This window comes from Chryseobacterium sp. FR054 (genome assembly GCF_056844565.1).
On record NZ_JBXDSA010000002.1, the window covers coordinates 714,038 to 730,821 of the forward strand.

The following is a 16,784-nucleotide window of genomic DNA, read 5'->3' on the forward strand; positions in this document are numbered from 1 at the left end:
TATAAAATTGAGAAAAATACTATTTATACTGTCTCTTTTAATCTGTGGAAATGCTTTTTCACAGATACTTTCGTCCAATCTGGAAAAGAAAACGATTGCTTTGGGAGAGATCAACCGTTTCATCGTTAAAATCGATAACCTGAACGGGAAACAGGTGAATTCGGCGCCTAAAAATGAACTGCTTCCTTTTCATTTCGAAGAAATAAAAGACAGTATCGGGCAGAACCAGAACTCCTATGAAAGGAAGATAGAATTTTCTGTTTATGAAGAAGGGAAATTTCAGATTCCGGAGCTGGAGTTCAGCGTAGACGGTCGGGTGCTGAAGACTATTCCCTATGAGATCGACGTGATCAATACCGCCCAGAAGGCAGACCAGATCAACGATATCATGAAGAATAAAGAAGTAAAGCTTGAGCCCAAAGATTACTGGGAACTCTACAAATTCTATATTCTGGCAGCTTTAGCAGTTATTGCACTGATTATTGCTGTTATTATGATCCTCAAATGGGGAAGAAAGACGAAAAGCTCACCTGTGGTAGCAACCAATCAGACTCTGAAAGAACTGGATTCTTTAAAGAAGAAAAAATATATTGAAGACGGAGATTTCCGCTCGTTCTATGTAGAACTGATCGAGATATCCAGAACATTTATCACGAAACAGTATCATTTACCTGCGGAGGTTCTTCTTACAGACGACCTTATTGAAGTGATGAAAAAGAATAACACCATTTCACAGGAAAACGAAAAAATAGTGGAAGAGGTATTTTTAAGAGGAGATCTTGTGAAATTTGCCAAAACTTTTCCTGATCAGGTAACTATGGAAAAAGATTTCAGCGACATCAGAGACTTTGTGAAAAGATCTTCAAAAGATCTGGAATTCGAAAATTTAAGAAAGGATGTTTAATTTTGAATTTTACAGTCCGTGGTTTCTGCTGCTGTTCCTGCTGTTCATTCCTCTTTTTATTAAAGATGCCGGTACACAGAAAAAGAAAGGCATAAAAGTACCTACCATCCGGAATATGGAAGGTAGCGGAGGAATCCGTGCGGTGCTTTTTTGGCTTACAATATCAAAGTATATTATTCTTACCGCCCTCATCATTGCAATGGCAAGGCCGAGAACCTTTACCGTATCGCAGGACCGTGATGATACCAAAGGAGTAGACATTATGCTGTCAATAGATGTGTCGCTCAGTATGCTGGCCAAAGATCTTAATCCGGACCGTATAACCGCACTGAAAGATATTGCCGTGAGGTTTGTTAAAAAACGTCCTAACGACAGGATTGGTGTGGTAGCCTATGCCGCTGAAGCTTTTACCAAAGTACCGGTGACTTCAGATCATCAGGTGGTAATTGATGAAATTAAAAATCTTAATTCTGCCGGTCTTGAAGCGGGAACAGCCATTGGAGAAGGGCTTTCCGTTGCAGTCAGCCACCTTTCCAAAAGCAAAGCCAAAAGTAAAATCGTCATCCTGATGACCGATGGGGTAAGCAATATCCAGAATGCGATTCCTCCACAGGTAGCAGCAGAACTCGCCAGGAATAATCATATTAAGGTATATGCCATCGGAATAGGGACCAACGGGTATGCACTGATGCCTACTGCACAGGATATATTCGGAGATCTGATCTTTACCGAAACGGAAGTAACGATTGACGAAAACACGCTGAGGGAAGTCGCACAGACTACCGGAGGGAAATATTTCAGGGCTACTTCAAACAGCAGCCTGGAAGAAGTATATGATGAGATCAACCAGTTGGAGAAATCCGATATTAAGATCTCCAGACTGTATAATTATGATGAATATTTTAAAATTTTCCTTTGGATAGCGTTGGGAATGTTGTTCTTCGATGCGCTCCTGAGATGGGTTCTATATAAATTTTTAAGCTGATGAGTTGGTCCTTGGGAAATTACTGGTTTTTATTGCTGCTGATGCTCCTGCCGCTGCTGGCATTTTTTCTGATCCGTTTTCTGAAATGGAAAAATAAAAGAAAAGAGGTTTTTGCAGACTCTAAATTCCATGACAGTTTATTTGAAAAAAAATCCGGATTTACAAAGTTTTTTCCGGTGTTATACCTGCTGGGAATTCTTTTCCTGATATTTTCCATAATTGATCTGCTGAAGGGATCAGAGGAAGTAAAATCCAATCAGAGACTTAATAATGTGATCTTTATGCTGGATGTTTCCAATTCTATGAATGCGGAAGATATTGATCCCAGCCGTCTGGATGAAGCCAAGATACTGATGATCAATACCATGAAGAAGATGAAGAGCGACAGGGTAGGGATCGTGATCTTTGCCGGAGAAGCCGTTTCTATTATGCCTCTCACCACAGATTACACTTCAGCAGAAACATACGTGAGTGCCATTGAAACAAATTCTATGAAGATTCAGGGAACTGATTTTCTGAAAGGAATGAAAGCTGCGGCGGATAAATTTCAGAATGTAAGCAAAGGTTCCAGAAGGGTAATCCTGCTGAGTGACGGTGAAGATAACGAAGGAAATGATAACGCAGCCATCAGGCTGGCCAATAAAGAAGGAATCAGTATAACTTCGGTAGGAATAGGGACAGATGAAGGAGGTCCGGTTCCGGAATATGTTTACGGACAATTGATGGGGTATAAAACAGATATGGACGGGGCTACGGTGATTTCCAAAAGGCAGACCGAAGCTCTTAGGAAGATGGCTGGATCTACGGGGGGAGAATATATCGACGGAAATAATGTGAATGAAGCACCTGATAAAATTATTGACGCTTTAAGCAAAAATACTTCATTTTCAGAAACTCTGGTTCATTCCCAGAACGCCATTCATTATTATCAGTATTTTCTTGCCGTATCTATTTTCTTTTTCTTTTTAATTTATATGCTGAATCCGAAAAGGGATCTTAATGTATAGTTTCTCCCGCTTGGTGATCAGGATTTTAAATAAGCACTTTAACCGAATTTTAACAAATACAGACCTGTTTATTAACATATAAAGAAATAATTTTGCAAAGGATGAATACTAAAATCTTATTTTTATCGTTAATTATTGCTTTCATGCTCCCAGGCATTGCGTCCGGGCAGGAAAGGTACAGGACTTTAGTATATGAAGGAAACCAGAAATTCAACGGTAAAAACTATGACGGTGCCTCTTCCAAATACATGGAAGCGGTAAAGCTGGATGAAAAAGATTTTACGGCCCATTACAATTTGGGAAATGCACTTTATAAGAGCAAGAAGTATGAGGAGGCCGGAGAAGAATTTGAAAAAGCCCGGAAACTTTCCCAAACCCTTCCTGATGCTGCCGCTGCTCTCCATAATCTGGGGAACACTTATATGCAGATGAACCAGCCGGAGAAAGCAGCAGACTATTACAAGCAGTCGCTGAAGCAGGATCCGTATAATGAAGCAACAAGAAAAAATTATGAAATTGCCAAGCTGAAAGAAAAAGAAAAACAGCAGCAGGAGAAAAATAAAAAGAATAATTCCGGAAAAGGTGGTGGCGACGAACGCAATAAAAGTAATGAGGAGCAGGGTGATCAGAAAGATCAGCGGCAGGATCAGGGAAGTGGCCAGCAGAATGAAGGAAAAGGTGAGCAGGGAGACCAGCCTCAGCAAAAACCAAAAGAAGACGGCAGAATCCCGAAAAATCTGGAGAACGCTATAATGGATAAAGTAAACGAAAAAGAAAAAGAAACTGCCCGGAGGATCCTCAACAAAGACTCTTATTCAATGCCTCAGAGCAATGAGAAAGACTGGTGATGCAGCATAAACTGATCTACATATTATTTTTTCTGGCTTCCGTAATCTCTTACGGACAGGTAAACCTATCCCTGGAAACCGATAAAAGCGAATACGGCGGAAAAGATATTGTAAATCTTACCATTATTCTGGAGATCAATGGAAGTGATATCGATCACCAGACCCGCTTTCAGCTCCCGGATCTTTCAAAATTTACCATAATCGGAAGCGGCTCGGTAACCAATACCCTGGTTGATCCGGCTACCAATACCGTTATTACCCAGAAAATATCCAGAATTGCCCTTGAACCGAAGAAAAAAGGCAAGATCAAGATTGGTTCCGTACTGGTGAACCTTAATAACAGAATTTACAAGACAGAACCTTTCGATATCAATATCAAAGATGTTGTGGATAAAAGATCCCTGGCGAATAATACTTCCGGGGATGTCTACCTGAATATGGAGATCGAAGACCGTGAAGTTTACCAGGATCAGCCTACAATAGCTGTTCTCAGGGTATATTCCAAAAATATGGACAACTTCAGGAAAGTAAAAAATATCCGTCTTCCGCAGCAGGATAATATCAACGTACACCCTGTAAGTTTCGGAAAATCTGAGATAGACCCGTCCGGTTACGGAAATATGGCTTCTCAGATCCTGGCCGTTTTCATGGTGTTTCCCAATGAGGCAGGATATGTGGAGGTTCCGTCCGTATCCGCTTCGGTAAGCTCTTATGCCAAAAAGAATAAAATAGTTTCCAATAAAGTAAAACTTAACGTAAAGAAACTTCCTGAAGGTTCACCGGACGGGTTTAAAAATGCAGTAGGAAACTTTAAGGTAAGCGTTTATAATACCTCAAAAGAAAAGATTGAAGTAGATAAACCGGTCAACGTAGTGGTGAAGGTAACCGGAGAAGGGAATCTTCCGGATATGGAGCTGCCTAAGATTGCATCGTCTCCGGATTATGAATTCTTTACCCCAAAAATTACGTCCAAAGTTGTTCCCGGTACTACGGGAATGAAAGGCGAGATCCTTGCGAATTATGTGGTGATTCCTAAAAAACCGGGAGCAATTTCTGTAAAAACGGAACAGTTTGCATTTTTTGATCCGGAGAGCCGGGAATATGTAGAAACAGGGCAGAAATTTGTAGCCCTTAATGCTTTCTCCCACGAACAGATCCTGGAATCACGCTCTACCGTTGAAAAAGTAAATGAATATACCAACAGCCTTCTGGAAACCGTTAATACTCCGGTCTTAAAGACAACGACCCTGAAAGTTAAAGAAAAACATAAATTCCACTGGAATATTCTTTTCACCAACATTGCGATTCTTATAGGATTATTTGTTGCTTATCTGCTGTTTAAGACCTGGCAGAAAAAACGTGCGTTAGTTAAAGAAACAGTATCTTCAAAACCACTGGGTTCTGTGGCGGAAACCGAGCAGGAGATCAAAGAAATGCTGAAAACAGACATCAATGATTATTTCAGTTACCTGGAAAACCTTAAAGATAACGGAGAATATGCCAAATTCTTTGATACCCTGGAAGAAATGGATATAGAAGTAAGGAATCAGCATTTACAGGCAGATTCGGGAGACTTTAAAGCGTTCCTTGAAAACGAGAAAGGCTCATCTGTTGCGGAGGAGTACAGAAATCTGATGCAGAGAATCCAGATGGAGAAATATTCCCCGTTGAAATCAGCAGAAGGAATTGAGGATCTGTTAAAAGCAGTGGTTAATTTATATACTCAGATTAGCAAATAATCAATTTTTTTTCATATTTTTGCGAAATTTTTAATTACAAAGAGATGGAAATATTTAATGATTTTTCTATTAAAGAGATCGTTACCTGCTTTATGGTTCTTTTTGCCGTAATTGATATCATCGGCTCTGTACCTATTGTGGTAAGCCTTCAGCAGAAATTCGGCCAGATTGAAGCAGGAAAGGCATCAATTACTGCCGGAGCGATTATGATCGTTTTTCTGTTTGTGGGAAACAAGATCCTCAAGCTTATCGGGGTAGATGTGAATTCCTTTGCCATAGCCGGAGCTTTTGTTATTTTTGTTATTGCCCTTGAAATGATCCTCGGAATTGAAATCAATAAGACCACAGAAGCTAAAGCTGCGTCCATTGTGCCTATTGCGTTTCCACTGGTAGCCGGAGCAGGAACACTTACGACGACTTTATCCCTCAGAGCTGAATTTCATGATATTAATATTATTTTAGGGATCATTCTCAATACAATTTTCGTATATTTGGTGCTGAAATCAGCGAAGTGGCTGGAGAACAAAATGGGAGAGGCAACACTGTCTATTCTTCAGAAGGTTTTCGGGATTATCCTTTTAGCGATTTCAATAAAATTATTCACCGCAAACTTTGCCCAATTGGTGCAGAATTATATTAATTTTTAAGAATCATGCAGAAGTTTTATAAAGTATTTTTAGTCGTATTTATCGTTTTCATCGCCATCAATATTTACGCTATCGACTGGCAGACAGATATTTTATCTGAAGATAACCTTAAGTTTGTATTTTCAATAGCCTCGGCTGTAATTGGTCTTATTCTGTTATTTGTACTGGATACATGGAGCAGAATCGGGGTGAAAAAATAATTGCGAATTGATATAGTCAATATACGGCCTCTTCCTGATGGGAGAGGTTTTTTTAATGGATTGGGATTAGCCTGATACAGACTTGAAATAGAGGAATTACGAATCCCACAGCCATCTTTTAAGATCATCTGATCTTACGGTAACTTCAGTATCTATACCGGAAGTAACTTCCAGCCTCCTTCTTCCATCTTCAAGCCTTTTATCCCTGAATTCCTTAACCCGTACTCAGGTTAAGTAGTCACCAGATTTTTAAGAATAGCCTCAGATTTCAGTTCTGTTTCCCTCCATTCCTTTTCAGGATTACTCTGTGCGGTAATTCCGCCCCCTACAAATACATGTACAGCATCCTGATACAGTCTTGCGCATCGCAGATTCACAAAGTACATAACACTTTCTTCCGTTTCAATTCTTATAAATCCTGCATACAGCTCGCGGGGGAATTTTTCAAACTTCTGAATGTTTCTTTTGCATACCTCTTTGGGAATTCCGCAAACCGCAGGGGTTGGATGGAGCTCGGCAATAATAAGGTCAAGATCTTCCGGTTGTATCACCGCTTTGAAATCTGTACGGAGATGCTTGATATTTCCGGAAATATGATCATAGGTATCCGATACCTGAATGTTTCCGGCATAATTCTCAAGAACATTCTGAATATAGGAGGTAACCGGCTTCTGTTCTTCAATTTCCTTTTCAGACCATTCTTCAGAAACAGGAAGAGTTCCGGCAAGGCTCATCGTTTCAAATTCACACGTTGCTTTACTGAATTTTCCGAGAACTTCGGAAAATGCTCCCATCCATGCATTCTCCCCGTCATTAAAAATGTACCGGAACGCGTTGGGATAGCTTTCACATAACCTGTTAAAACTTTCCTTAAGATCTATTCTCCCGAATTCCGTGAAGATTTTTCTTCTTGAATAAACCAGCTTGGGGAGCTGTTCTTCCTTAATGACTTCAATAACATTCTGTAAGGTATGCAGGTATTCTTCTTTTGTTTCTGCGTGAAAGTGAGTCTCATCTTTCAAAAGAATATCAGAAGTAAGGGCTGCCGGTGAAAAAGTTTCTGTTATATTTCCTTTGAAACCGATTTGCCTGAGCCTATCGAAAGAGTGAAAACTTACAGATTCTATGTCTTGGCGGCCATCGGTTGAATGTAATCTTTCGTCGAAAGGAAATTTGAAATAAATCATGAGCTGTGGAAGGTTTTTGAAAATCACCACCCGGAAACAGAATAGGAAATTCCCAGGTTGATTTTCCTTTCAGCAAAGGTATTATTAGTCTTAAAAATGTCAAAATTAAACGAGCTGTTTTTTAACGAAATATTTTTCATCTTATATTCCTGGTATTCCACAGAGATCAAAAATTTTCTCATGATCCGGTATTGCAGACCTAATGTAAATCCAAAATTGATCTGATTAGTCTTAAAATCATCGGATTTATTAAGAACATTGTTTTCAGGAACCAGAAACTGCATTGTATAGCTGTTCCGGTTGGCAAGAAATCCTATGAACGGGCGAATGTTTTTCCATTCATAAAGGATTTTCAGCTGGGCAGCATATTCAATATGTTTATTGTTGAATTTTTGAAAAAGCAGCGGCTGATGATCGTCTGTAAAATAATAGCCGTTCAGCCAGGTATCTTCTTTAGTTCCATCCAGGTCAAAAGTAGAATTCCAATAATACAAATGGGCAGAAAGGAGTAATGAAAATCTTTTATATATCGGTTTTGAAGCCCATATTCCAACACTGAATCCGGATTGCGTTTTTTTTCCGGAAGGATCTATGGCCCAGGAGCTTCTTTTCATTCCTGTACCTGCTTCAATTCCAAATTCTATTCTTTTGGAGATAGAGACGGTTATTCCTTTTACCTCATCTCTGATGAAAAAGGTCTCCTCTGGCTGGGGCATTGCAATTTCCGGCAGATTCAAAGAAAGTCCTTTGGGCTGTATTTTTAAGGCTTTTTCTAAATAAATGGTATCACGTACAATGACTTTCTCATATACATATACTGTGTCTTTCTTTTTCCGTTGGGCATTCAGCGGATACAGCATGCAAAGAATGAGCAGTACTGCTATTTTTTGCAGAGGAATGAAGAATATCGATTTATCTTTCAACATATATGGTATCTCTCTGAATGATTTTTTTTACAACAATAACCTTTTCCTGTACGGAATCTTTTGTACTCACTCCTGCACCTTTTGATTTCACTGTAATAGCCTTTGCGGCAGATATCTCATCTTTTCCTGAAATCTGTTTCTGTTCCCCGAGATCTTTGTTTTCCGGATCTTTTTGACCGGAAACCTCTGTGATGTTCTGCTCAGCACCTGTTGTTTTAATTTCTTTTCCGTGGGGTACAGACTTTTTACTGTTTTCATTGACAGCGCTGTTGCTAAGGAAACTGTTCTTTTGAGGGTGGAAAAATATAACGTAGCTTACGATCATAATGAGTACGGCAACAAGGGCAATAACCTTTATTTTCCATTGATTGTTTGCATGGGATACAAAACGTACCGGTTGAATATCCATACCTTCCGGGATGGTAAACACTTGAGTGGGAGATACGGAAAAACCGGCAAAACTGTTTCTGAAAGTCTGTGCCCAGAGCAATCCACCAAAGCCGAAGAAAATAAGCAGCTGCGTAAGTTTTTTCTTGCTTTTGGGAGTGTCGTTTTTCAGAATGGTACTGATCAGGTAATGCTGTATTGATTTTTTGGCTCTTAAAAGATGCGATTTTGATGTATTGACAGGGATTCCAAGCATGTTTGAGATTTCTGCATGGGAATAATTTTCAATACAGTATAAATTGAAAACCGATTGATGATGGGAAGGAAGGCTGTCAATAGAAGCCAGAAGTTCTTCCCGGGTGAAATCATAGGCAAGAATATGGTTTTTTTCTTCAGGGGTATCGTTCATGGCAAAAGATATTTCGGTGGTTTCTGAAGGTTCTTCAACAATGAATACTTCTTTGGCATTTTTCCTGAGGTATTGCAGGGCATTATTAACAACAATTTTCTTCAACCAGGAAAATAGGGCATTCTCATCTTTCAGCTGATGCTTTCTCTGTATTGCAGCCATAAAACTGTCCTGAAGAATATCTTCCGCGGTAGAAAGATCCTGTATGTATCTACGGCAAATCCCCAAAAGTTTTGGGGAATATGCACTGTAAATTTTTTGCCAGTCACTGTTGTTATACATGATGGTAGTATTTAGTTCTGTACGACGAATATGGAGTTAAATCTGCCGCCGCTTGATATACTTTGGGTCTCCACATTATTGATGAATACTTTATAAGTCAGATTTAAACCATCCAGCCATCTGATCATATAAATGTTTTCATTCAGGACTTTCATATCTGCAATACCATGAAATGCAGGCCAGTTTACAGATACCTCATCAGCATTTTTATAATATTTTTTTAAAGTCATCCGGTATACATCACTGTTATCAATGATTATTTTATTGGAAGAGGCGTTGAGCCCGTCGGGTACAGGATTGAGTTGAGTTTCTGTTCCTGTAACTAAGTTTTTATAAAAATTGTTTCCTGAAAGGTAAATGCTGGTAGCGCCGGATGATATTGCATTGGTCTGGTATCCGGTGGTCACGGGATAGAATGTTCCGTTTTTGAAATAGCCGAAATTAACGGTTCCGTTTATTTTCTGATGCCCTGAAACATATACTTCAGACTGGAAAATGGTCATAGAATAATTGGAATTGTTATTAACCATCTCTCCCGGATCATAAGCGATAATCGTTTTGGCACCGTTCTTCCAGTAGCAAAACTGGTACTTTTGTGCCGGGCTGGCGGCATTGGGATCTTCCACATATCCCAGTAAATAAATATCTCCGTCTTTCACATAAAACTCACGGATCTTCAGTGAAAAAGCGGCGGGAACAGAAAGATACTGCCTTATATCCGTTTTTATATTGTCTTTCCAGAAGACATTGTTTTCAAAAACGTATACATGATTATTCTCTACTATTATTTTTGACGGGTTGATATTACTGCCGTCTGAGAGATTGGTTTTCTGCCCGTTTTTCCAGTAGCAGGCCGTGCTGTTTTCTATACCGGCTACATATACATCGTATGAAACCGTTTTTTCCGACAGCTCCTGATCATCTTTACCGTCGCTGCAGGAAACAAACAGACATAATGCGAATAAGAAAGGAATAAATAATGTTTTCATAGTTCTCTTTTTCTTATAAGATGCAGAAAAATAAAAAGGTTGCAGCAAGTATATAAAAAAAGACTCAATAATTTTGAGTCTTTTATTTTTTTATGTGTAAAATACTTAACGGTTTATAATGTTGTTGGTCATGGTAGTATGATTAATCAGCTGGCCTTTTTCATCACGGATCTCAATCTCCGAGACGTGCATGGTCTTTCCTTTTCTGATGAATCTGGCCACAGCCGTAACGGTTCCGTCCTTTTTACTTCTTAGATGGTTGGAATTGATATTGGTGCCCACTCCGTAATATTTTTCCCCGTCTATGAAAATATTGGACAGGCTGGATCCCATGGTTTCTGCCAGTACGCAGCTTGCTCCTCCGTGTAAAATACCGAATGGCTGGTGAACTTTCGGCTGAACAGGCATAGTTGCGGTAAGGGTCTCGTTTTCCAGGTCAATATCAGTGAATTTTATTTCCACATTTTTAGCCAGGGTAACTTCACCGCCCCAGCTGTTTAGAAATGCCAGGATCTCTTCTTTTGTTTTATTTTTAATATACATGTATGTCGATAGTTTTTATTAGCTTTTCGCCTCATCATGCCCGCTTCCCATAATATCAGGGTTCCAGTTGGCCGGGATTTTAGGAACAATATCATTTTTAACATAATACTCCTGGATTTCTTTCATGATGTCTGCAAAAGGAACAGAAGCAATTCTTTCGTAAGGAATAGTGTAGCCCAGATAAACGATCTTTCTTTTAAAATCACCTGCTGCCAAAACGATAGGAACTTTAGCTGCGAGTGCCATATGATAGAAGCCTTTTCTCCATTTCGGGACCCAGCTCCGGGTACCTTCGGGGGTAATAACAAGGCTGAAATCTTCTTTTTCAAACTGTTTGGCAACGAAGTTCACCAGGTCATTCTTCTGGCTCCTGTCGATCCCGATTCCGCCGAGTCCTTTTACCACACTTCCGTACCATGCTTTGGTATGGGCATCTTTAATGATGATCTTGATGGGTTTTTTCAAAGACCAATAGGCAAGGTTTCCCAGCAGATATTCCATATTGTGGGTATGGGGAGCTACCACCAGGATACATCTGTTCAGACTGTTGACATCGCCCTGAAGGACAACTTTCCAGCCCAGGATCTTAAGCATTAATTTACCTATCAGTTTTTTCATAAATTGTCGGGTTAAAAACAAAAAAGTATAACCAAAGTGGTTATACTTTACAAATATATTGAAATATTATCGCTCTTAAAACAAACCGCTGATGAAATCTACGATTTTTATTACAATTTCTAGTGCAACTTGTACCATGGTTAGGGTATTTTTTTATTGATTTGGTTAAAATTTTTAACTATACGAAGGTATAACTTTTTTTTAACATAGTGAACTAAATATTTAATTTTTTTTTCGTTTCTGAGAGAAAGAAGAGTGTGAATTTCAAACGGTTGTCTTCCACCCACACCTTCTGCACTCTCTGAAGTTTAATTATTTAGTCTGTATGGAAATTTCGTTTTTGCCGTCTTTGATCTTGATGTCTACATCTTTATTCATTTTTTTGATGCTGGACTTCATAGAGTCAATCACTTTATCTGCCTGTGAGTTAGGAACTTTTTTCCCGTTGATGATAATGCTGTCTTTATCGTCAGAATTGTACTCAATGGTAGAACCGTTTACAGAGATTTTATTCTTTTCGATCCGGATCTTTCCATGTTCATCTTTATCCTGATCATCGTCATTGATGCCGTCTCCATTCAGGTCTCCGTCAAAATCAATCCTGTCATTTTTCACAGGGATCACCACTGCTTTCTGAGGAATCACCAGTTCATAATTTACTCTGTAATTTCTGAATCTGTGATCGTAAGGATACTTGATGTAGTTCGGAAGGATGATTTTGTTATCCGCCACTTCTACCGGTACTGTTACCTGAACCGGAACGTTATAGCCGCTTCCTTCTTTTTTAATGATCAGGTATGGAGTTTTAATATCCGGTTTTCTGGTTACTTCCACATAAATATAGTCTTCTTCATATACCGTTTTCTTATCAGAGTAAATATCATCGTCATAGGCTTTAAAGCTTTGAGGAATGTTTACCTGCTTCACATCTACATATAAGGTATCTGATGCGGTATTGATCGCTATATTTTCAGTGTCTTCCTTACTTCCTTTATAGATCAGGTTTTTCTTGGCCATGCTTACTCCGAAATAAGCTCCCAGTCCCAGAAGGAGAAGAAAAATACCTCCCAGTACCCATCCGATATTTCTCAGCTTTGTTTTCGGAGAAAAGATCTTGATGCTTAATAAACTGAAGATAATGGCCGGGATTAAACTTCCTAATACCATGATGGCAACCAGGATTTTATCAAGTCCGTTTTCGCCCATATAAAACTCCATTTTATTGGCTCCCGGGAAATCTGCACCTGTTCCGAAAAGTCCGAAGACCACGAAGATTCCTATGATGCTGCTTACGGCCATCAGTACGAAGATTCCTCCTACAATATATTTCAGTACATTCCAGATTCCGCTCCCAGCATTGTTGATGTAAGGTTTGGTTTCGTTGTACATTTCTCCGACCCTCTGAGTAGATTCATTGGCAAACTGTACCAGTTTATTAGACTCATTCTTAAGATTGTCGAAGTTCATAGGCTTTCCCTTCATTTTCAGGAAATCTGCTGCTGTTTCAGCTTTTGGAAGTACGATCCAGAGAATCACATAAAGAAGTCCGATCAGGGATGAAGAGATTGCTGCTGTAAAGATCCCCAGTACGAAGATTCCCAGCCAGATGGCTCTCATTGCCGTAATATCCATGCCTACATAGTGGGCAAGACCTGCACATACTCCGGCGACCTTTTGTCTTTCAGGATCACGGAACAGCTGCTTTTTATCTGTATATTCGGTTCCTGAATTGTAAGTTTTCTTGGTTGTCTTTTCAGAATAATAGGCTTCTTCCTGCTCTTCAATTTTTTCAGGGCTTCCGATCTGTGCAATTACCTTTTCTACGTCGGTATCGTTGATCACTTCACGTTTTCCAAGAGAATCTCTGAAGATTTCTACCATTCTGATTTCTATGTCATGCATTACCTCATCCGCTTCTGAAGCATCCAGTGAGCTTCTCAGTGCATTCAGGTAATCGCTTAGCTTTATATATGCGTGTTCTTCTATGGTAAAAGAAAAACCTGCGAGTCCTATTGAGAGTGTCTTGTTCATAGCTTTGTTTTTTTAATTTTTTTGAGTGATATGGTTTACTGAAGTGGTCAACTCATTCCATGTATTCTGAAGTTCATCCAGGAAAAGCTTTCCTTTTTCGGTGATCTGATAATATTTTCTTGGTGGCCCTCCCGTAGATTCTTCCCATCTGTAAGATAAGAACTCACCATTTTTTAGTCTTGTAAGGAGAGGGTAGAGGGTTCCTTCCACTACATCCAGTTTTCCTTTTTTTAGCTCATCAATCAAATCGGAAACATACATTTCACGGTGATTGATGAGACTTAAAATACAGAATTCCAGAATTCCTTTTCGCATCTGCGCTTTGGTATTTTCGGTATTCATCTTTAATAAGTTTTGTTAATTAGTTATAGTTTCAGAATAAAAACCTAGCTAGATGAGTCTATTCTGATTTTACATTACAAAGATATGTAATTAAAATGGTATTATGCAATACAAAGTAGTGAAATTTTTAAAATAAAATTGTTAAACAATTGAAAGTCAATAAAATAATTTTTGAAGATGAATTTCGTAAAAATTAAATTAGGTTAAAATAAAGCTTAAAAAGACCAAAATCGGGTAATGATTTGTATTTTTGTGACAGACTTTCTTATTTCAAATACGACCGGACTCAATGAGGAATACTAAATCACTTTACCGCTTATTACCCTTAATAACACTACTTGGCCCGCTATGTACCGCACAGCAACGGTTTCAGATCAGCGATGCCTCCGGAAAATACAATGCCGAAATCAGAGTGGAAGACTGTGTGGATGATGGATGTAGGGGAAAGGGATCTGTGATCTTGTCTGATAAAAACGGAAATATCAGACAGACGTTTCAGTCACCGGATCTTGTGTTTTACTTTAAACAGAATTTTAAACCCTCCAAAGATATAATGACCATCACCAGCGAAATGTTTCGTGACGAACCTTTATATTTCGGTGATTTCAATTTTGACGGAACAGAAGATGTGGCGGTAAGAAACGGTAACGGTGGAAATTACGGAAGCGCTTCCTATGATGTTTATGTTTTTAACACCACAAAAATGCAGTTTGTACCCAGTGAAGAACTCACAGAACTGGCAAGCGGCTACCAGGGGATGTTCGGGGTGGATGAAAAAAAGAGACGGCTGACCACTTTTGCCAGATCAGGGCAGTCTTATTATACCTATGAATATGAAGTTGTTCCTAAAAAAGGGATTGTACTGGTGTATGAAAAGATCGAGGATCACACCCATGAAGTCGTAAAAGTTACTGTAAAAAAGAAAGTGAATAACAAATGGGTAGTGAAGAAAACTACCGAATAAAATGATAATTGTAAAGTAAGATGAAAATACAGAAGGAGATTGATTTTATCCTGGCAGTAGATGCCCTGAAAAATGTACAGAGAAGAAATTATAACGCAGACGATTCCAGAAGGGAAAATACCGCAGAACATTCATGGCAGATCATTATTCTGGCGCAAATCCTGTATCCCTATGCAAAAAACCGTGCCGATATAGATCTTTTGAGGGTTATCAGAATGCTTTCCATTCATGACCTGGTGGAAATTGAAGCCGGAGATACTTTCCTTTTTGATGAACAGGCAATGATAGGAAAATTTGAAAGAGAAAAAATTTCGGCACAGAAAATATTCGGTATCCTGGATGAGCCGTTACGTACGGAATTTTTTAACCTGTGGCTGGAATTTGAAGAAGAAAAAACACCGGATGCCATATTTGCGTGTTCCATAGACCGGATCATGCCTTTTATTTTGAATTCCCATACTTCAGGAAAAAGCTGGACAGAAGCCGGAGTGACAGAAAAACAGATCAGGAATATGCTGGAAACGGCCATTACCAGAGCATCAGATGAAATGGGAGAAGCTTTTGAATTTCTGCTGAACAGAAGCCTGGAGACGGAAAAAGTTTTGAAATAGCCGGTTTTTTATAAAAATAATAAAACACTGTTCACAGATTGAGCAGTGTTTTTTTGCATAACAGAATTTAATTTACAATATAAATAAATTCCTTTTTTGTTATTGATTTAGTGAATTATTGATTTTTTTATTTCTTTATATACTTAATATTCGTATATTTAAGTAAAATATTAATAAAATAGATTGTTATGAAGAAAAAATTACTATTTGTCGGCTTGTTAGCTGCAGGCCTTTCTTATTCGCAGGTAACAATAGGTTCAGGAACAAGAGTAGATACCAACGTAGGGCTGTCATCCCCTATATCGATCTATTATGCGTACACGTTATCCCAGCAGCTTTATCTGGCCGGTGAGATCGGAGGTCCGATGACAATTCAGCAGTTAAAGTTCTATACACAAAATGCTCCGTCTGCATTAAATAATACAGGAGAAATAGATGTATGGATCGGCCACACCGCTTTGAACGGCTTCCAGAATACGGTAAGCCCCACCGGAGCAGGATGGATTCCAGTAGCCCAGCAGCAGAAATCACTTACAAGCGGGACTGTTTCCATCAATGGAAATGAAATTACACTGGTTTTAGATACACCATTTTCCTACAACGGTACCGATAATCTTGTGATCACCGTGGACGAAAACAGGCCTGGAAATGACGGATCGACTTATCCTTTCTATCAGACTGCTGACTATACAGGAGATATGACGCTCATCAACAGGAATGATTCGACCAATCCGGATCCTGCCAATCCCCCAACCAACTATACCGGACCTTCTTCTACCTCTTCCTCTCAGGTACAGTCTAAAAAATACAAGCCTATTCTTACGCTGATCGGTCAGAACCTGGGAGTAGCAGAAGTAAAAACAATCGGTGATGCAGAAATTTCTCCAAACCCGGCTTCTGATTTTGTGACGATCACGAGCAGTCGTTCTGTGAACTCCGTAGAGATATCGGATGCAAACGGAAGAAGAATGAACAGTTCGGGGTTAACAGATAACAGAATAGATGTAAGCAGCCTGTCTGCCGGGATCTATTTTCTGAGAATTCATTTCAAAGACGGACTGATTACCACTAAAAGAATAATCAAAAAATAACCGGAACTGTTTTGAGTTATTTAAAGATATTGTTTCGGGGGGGCGCCGGCCGCCCCCCACAAAAAAATCAAAAA

General features: G+C 39.2%; 18 protein-coding genes. 10 read left to right on the top strand and 8 right to left on the bottom strand.

Annotated elements, in window-relative coordinates; translation table 11 throughout:
• Positions 1-7: 7 nt before the first annotated feature.
• From AC106S_RS10590 to AC106S_RS10620, 7 genes are all read left to right on the top strand, one after another.
• Complete coding sequence (locus AC106S_RS10590; protein ID WP_482439037.1) at positions 8-904, top strand: BatD family protein; 897 nt, start codon at positions 8-10, stop codon at positions 902-904.
• The gene (locus AC106S_RS10595; protein ID WP_482439038.1) at positions 897-1,889 is read left to right on the top strand and encodes a VWA domain-containing protein; all 993 of its coding nucleotides are present in this window, start codon (positions 897-899) and stop codon (positions 1,887-1,889) included. Before AC106S_RS10590 ends, AC106S_RS10595 begins: the two co-directional genes overlap by 8 nt.
• On the top strand, positions 1,889-2,896 hold the full coding sequence (locus AC106S_RS10600) for a vWA domain-containing protein (RefSeq protein ID WP_482439039.1): 1,008 nt from the start codon (positions 1,889-1,891) through the stop codon (positions 2,894-2,896). Before AC106S_RS10595 ends, AC106S_RS10600 begins: the two co-directional genes overlap by 1 nt.
• 101 nt (positions 2,897-2,997) lie before the next feature.
• Positions 2,998-3,744: a tetratricopeptide repeat protein gene (locus AC106S_RS10605; protein ID WP_482439040.1), complete on the top strand. Its 747-nt coding sequence runs from the start codon at positions 2,998-3,000 to the stop codon at positions 3,742-3,744.
• Entirely contained in the window at positions 3,744-5,483 is a 1,740-nt protein-coding gene (locus tag AC106S_RS10610; protein WP_482439041.1) for a BatD family protein, read from the top strand. The genes AC106S_RS10605 and AC106S_RS10610 overlap by 1 nt, the downstream gene beginning before the upstream one ends.
• Positions 5,484-5,527: 44 nt before the next feature.
• Positions 5,528-6,130 carry a MarC family protein gene (locus AC106S_RS10615; protein WP_482439042.1) on the top strand — a complete coding sequence of 201 codons (603 nt, stop codon included), beginning with the start codon at positions 5,528-5,530 and terminating at the stop codon, positions 6,128-6,130.
• A 5-nt stretch (positions 6,131-6,135) separates the two neighbouring features.
• Entirely contained in the window at positions 6,136-6,330 is a 195-nt protein-coding gene (locus tag AC106S_RS10620) for a hypothetical protein (protein WP_482439043.1), read from the top strand.
• A 230-nt stretch (positions 6,331-6,560) separates the two neighbouring features.
• Here the strand turns inward: AC106S_RS10620 and AC106S_RS10625 are convergent, their stop codons facing one another.
• The 8 genes from AC106S_RS10625 to AC106S_RS10660 form a co-directional block, all read right to left on the bottom strand.
• On the bottom strand, positions 6,561-7,517 hold the full coding sequence (locus AC106S_RS10625; protein ID WP_482439044.1) for a chorismate-binding protein: 957 nt from the start codon (positions 7,515-7,517) through the stop codon (positions 6,561-6,563).
• 23 nt (positions 7,518-7,540) lie between these two features.
• Positions 7,541-8,443 carry a hypothetical protein gene (locus AC106S_RS10630; RefSeq protein ID WP_482439045.1) on the bottom strand — a complete coding sequence of 301 codons (903 nt, stop codon included), beginning with the start codon at positions 8,441-8,443 and terminating at the stop codon, positions 7,541-7,543.
• Positions 8,430-9,521, bottom strand: a complete 1,092-nt coding sequence (locus AC106S_RS10635) for an RNA polymerase sigma factor (protein ID WP_482439046.1) — start codon at positions 9,519-9,521, stop codon at positions 8,430-8,432. The genes AC106S_RS10630 and AC106S_RS10635 overlap by 14 nt, the downstream gene beginning before the upstream one ends.
• A gap of 11 nt (positions 9,522-9,532) precedes the next feature.
• Complete coding sequence (locus AC106S_RS10640) at positions 9,533-10,510, bottom strand: hypothetical protein (RefSeq protein WP_482439047.1); 978 nt, start codon at positions 10,508-10,510, stop codon at positions 9,533-9,535.
• Between the two features lie 105 nt (positions 10,511-10,615).
• Positions 10,616-11,047: a PaaI family thioesterase gene (locus AC106S_RS10645; protein ID WP_482439577.1), complete on the bottom strand. Its 432-nt coding sequence runs from the start codon at positions 11,045-11,047 to the stop codon at positions 10,616-10,618.
• 24 nt (positions 11,048-11,071) lie between these two features.
• A complete protein-coding gene (locus AC106S_RS10650) occupies positions 11,072-11,671 on the bottom strand; it encodes a 1-acyl-sn-glycerol-3-phosphate acyltransferase (protein WP_482439048.1) in 600 nt (199 codons plus the stop codon).
• 312 nt (positions 11,672-11,983) lie between these two features.
• The gene (locus AC106S_RS10655; protein WP_482439049.1) at positions 11,984-13,702 is read right to left on the bottom strand and encodes a PspC domain-containing protein; all 1,719 of its coding nucleotides are present in this window, start codon (positions 13,700-13,702) and stop codon (positions 11,984-11,986) included.
• 12 nt (positions 13,703-13,714) lie between these two features.
• The gene (locus tag AC106S_RS10660; RefSeq protein ID WP_153399250.1) at positions 13,715-14,044 is read right to left on the bottom strand and encodes a PadR family transcriptional regulator; all 330 of its coding nucleotides are present in this window, start codon (positions 14,042-14,044) and stop codon (positions 13,715-13,717) included.
• 289 nt (positions 14,045-14,333) lie between these two features.
• On the opposite strand from AC106S_RS10660, the gene AC106S_RS10665 reads away from it, so the two are divergent.
• The 3 genes from AC106S_RS10665 to AC106S_RS10675 all read left to right on the top strand — a co-directional run bounded on the left by AC106S_RS10665 (position 14,334) and on the right by AC106S_RS10675 (position 16,710).
• Positions 14,334-15,008, top strand: coding sequence for an XAC2610-related protein (locus tag AC106S_RS10665; protein ID WP_482439050.1), 675 nt, complete (start codon positions 14,334-14,336; stop codon positions 15,006-15,008).
• Positions 15,009-15,028: 20 nt separating this feature from the next.
• Positions 15,029-15,619 carry an HD domain-containing protein gene (locus tag AC106S_RS10670; RefSeq protein WP_482439051.1) on the top strand — a complete coding sequence of 197 codons (591 nt, stop codon included), beginning with the start codon at positions 15,029-15,031 and terminating at the stop codon, positions 15,617-15,619.
• Between the two features lie 188 nt (positions 15,620-15,807).
• A complete protein-coding gene (locus tag AC106S_RS10675; RefSeq protein WP_482439052.1) occupies positions 15,808-16,710 on the top strand; it encodes a T9SS type A sorting domain-containing protein in 903 nt (300 codons plus the stop codon).
• The last annotated feature ends 74 nt before the right edge of the window (positions 16,711-16,784 follow it).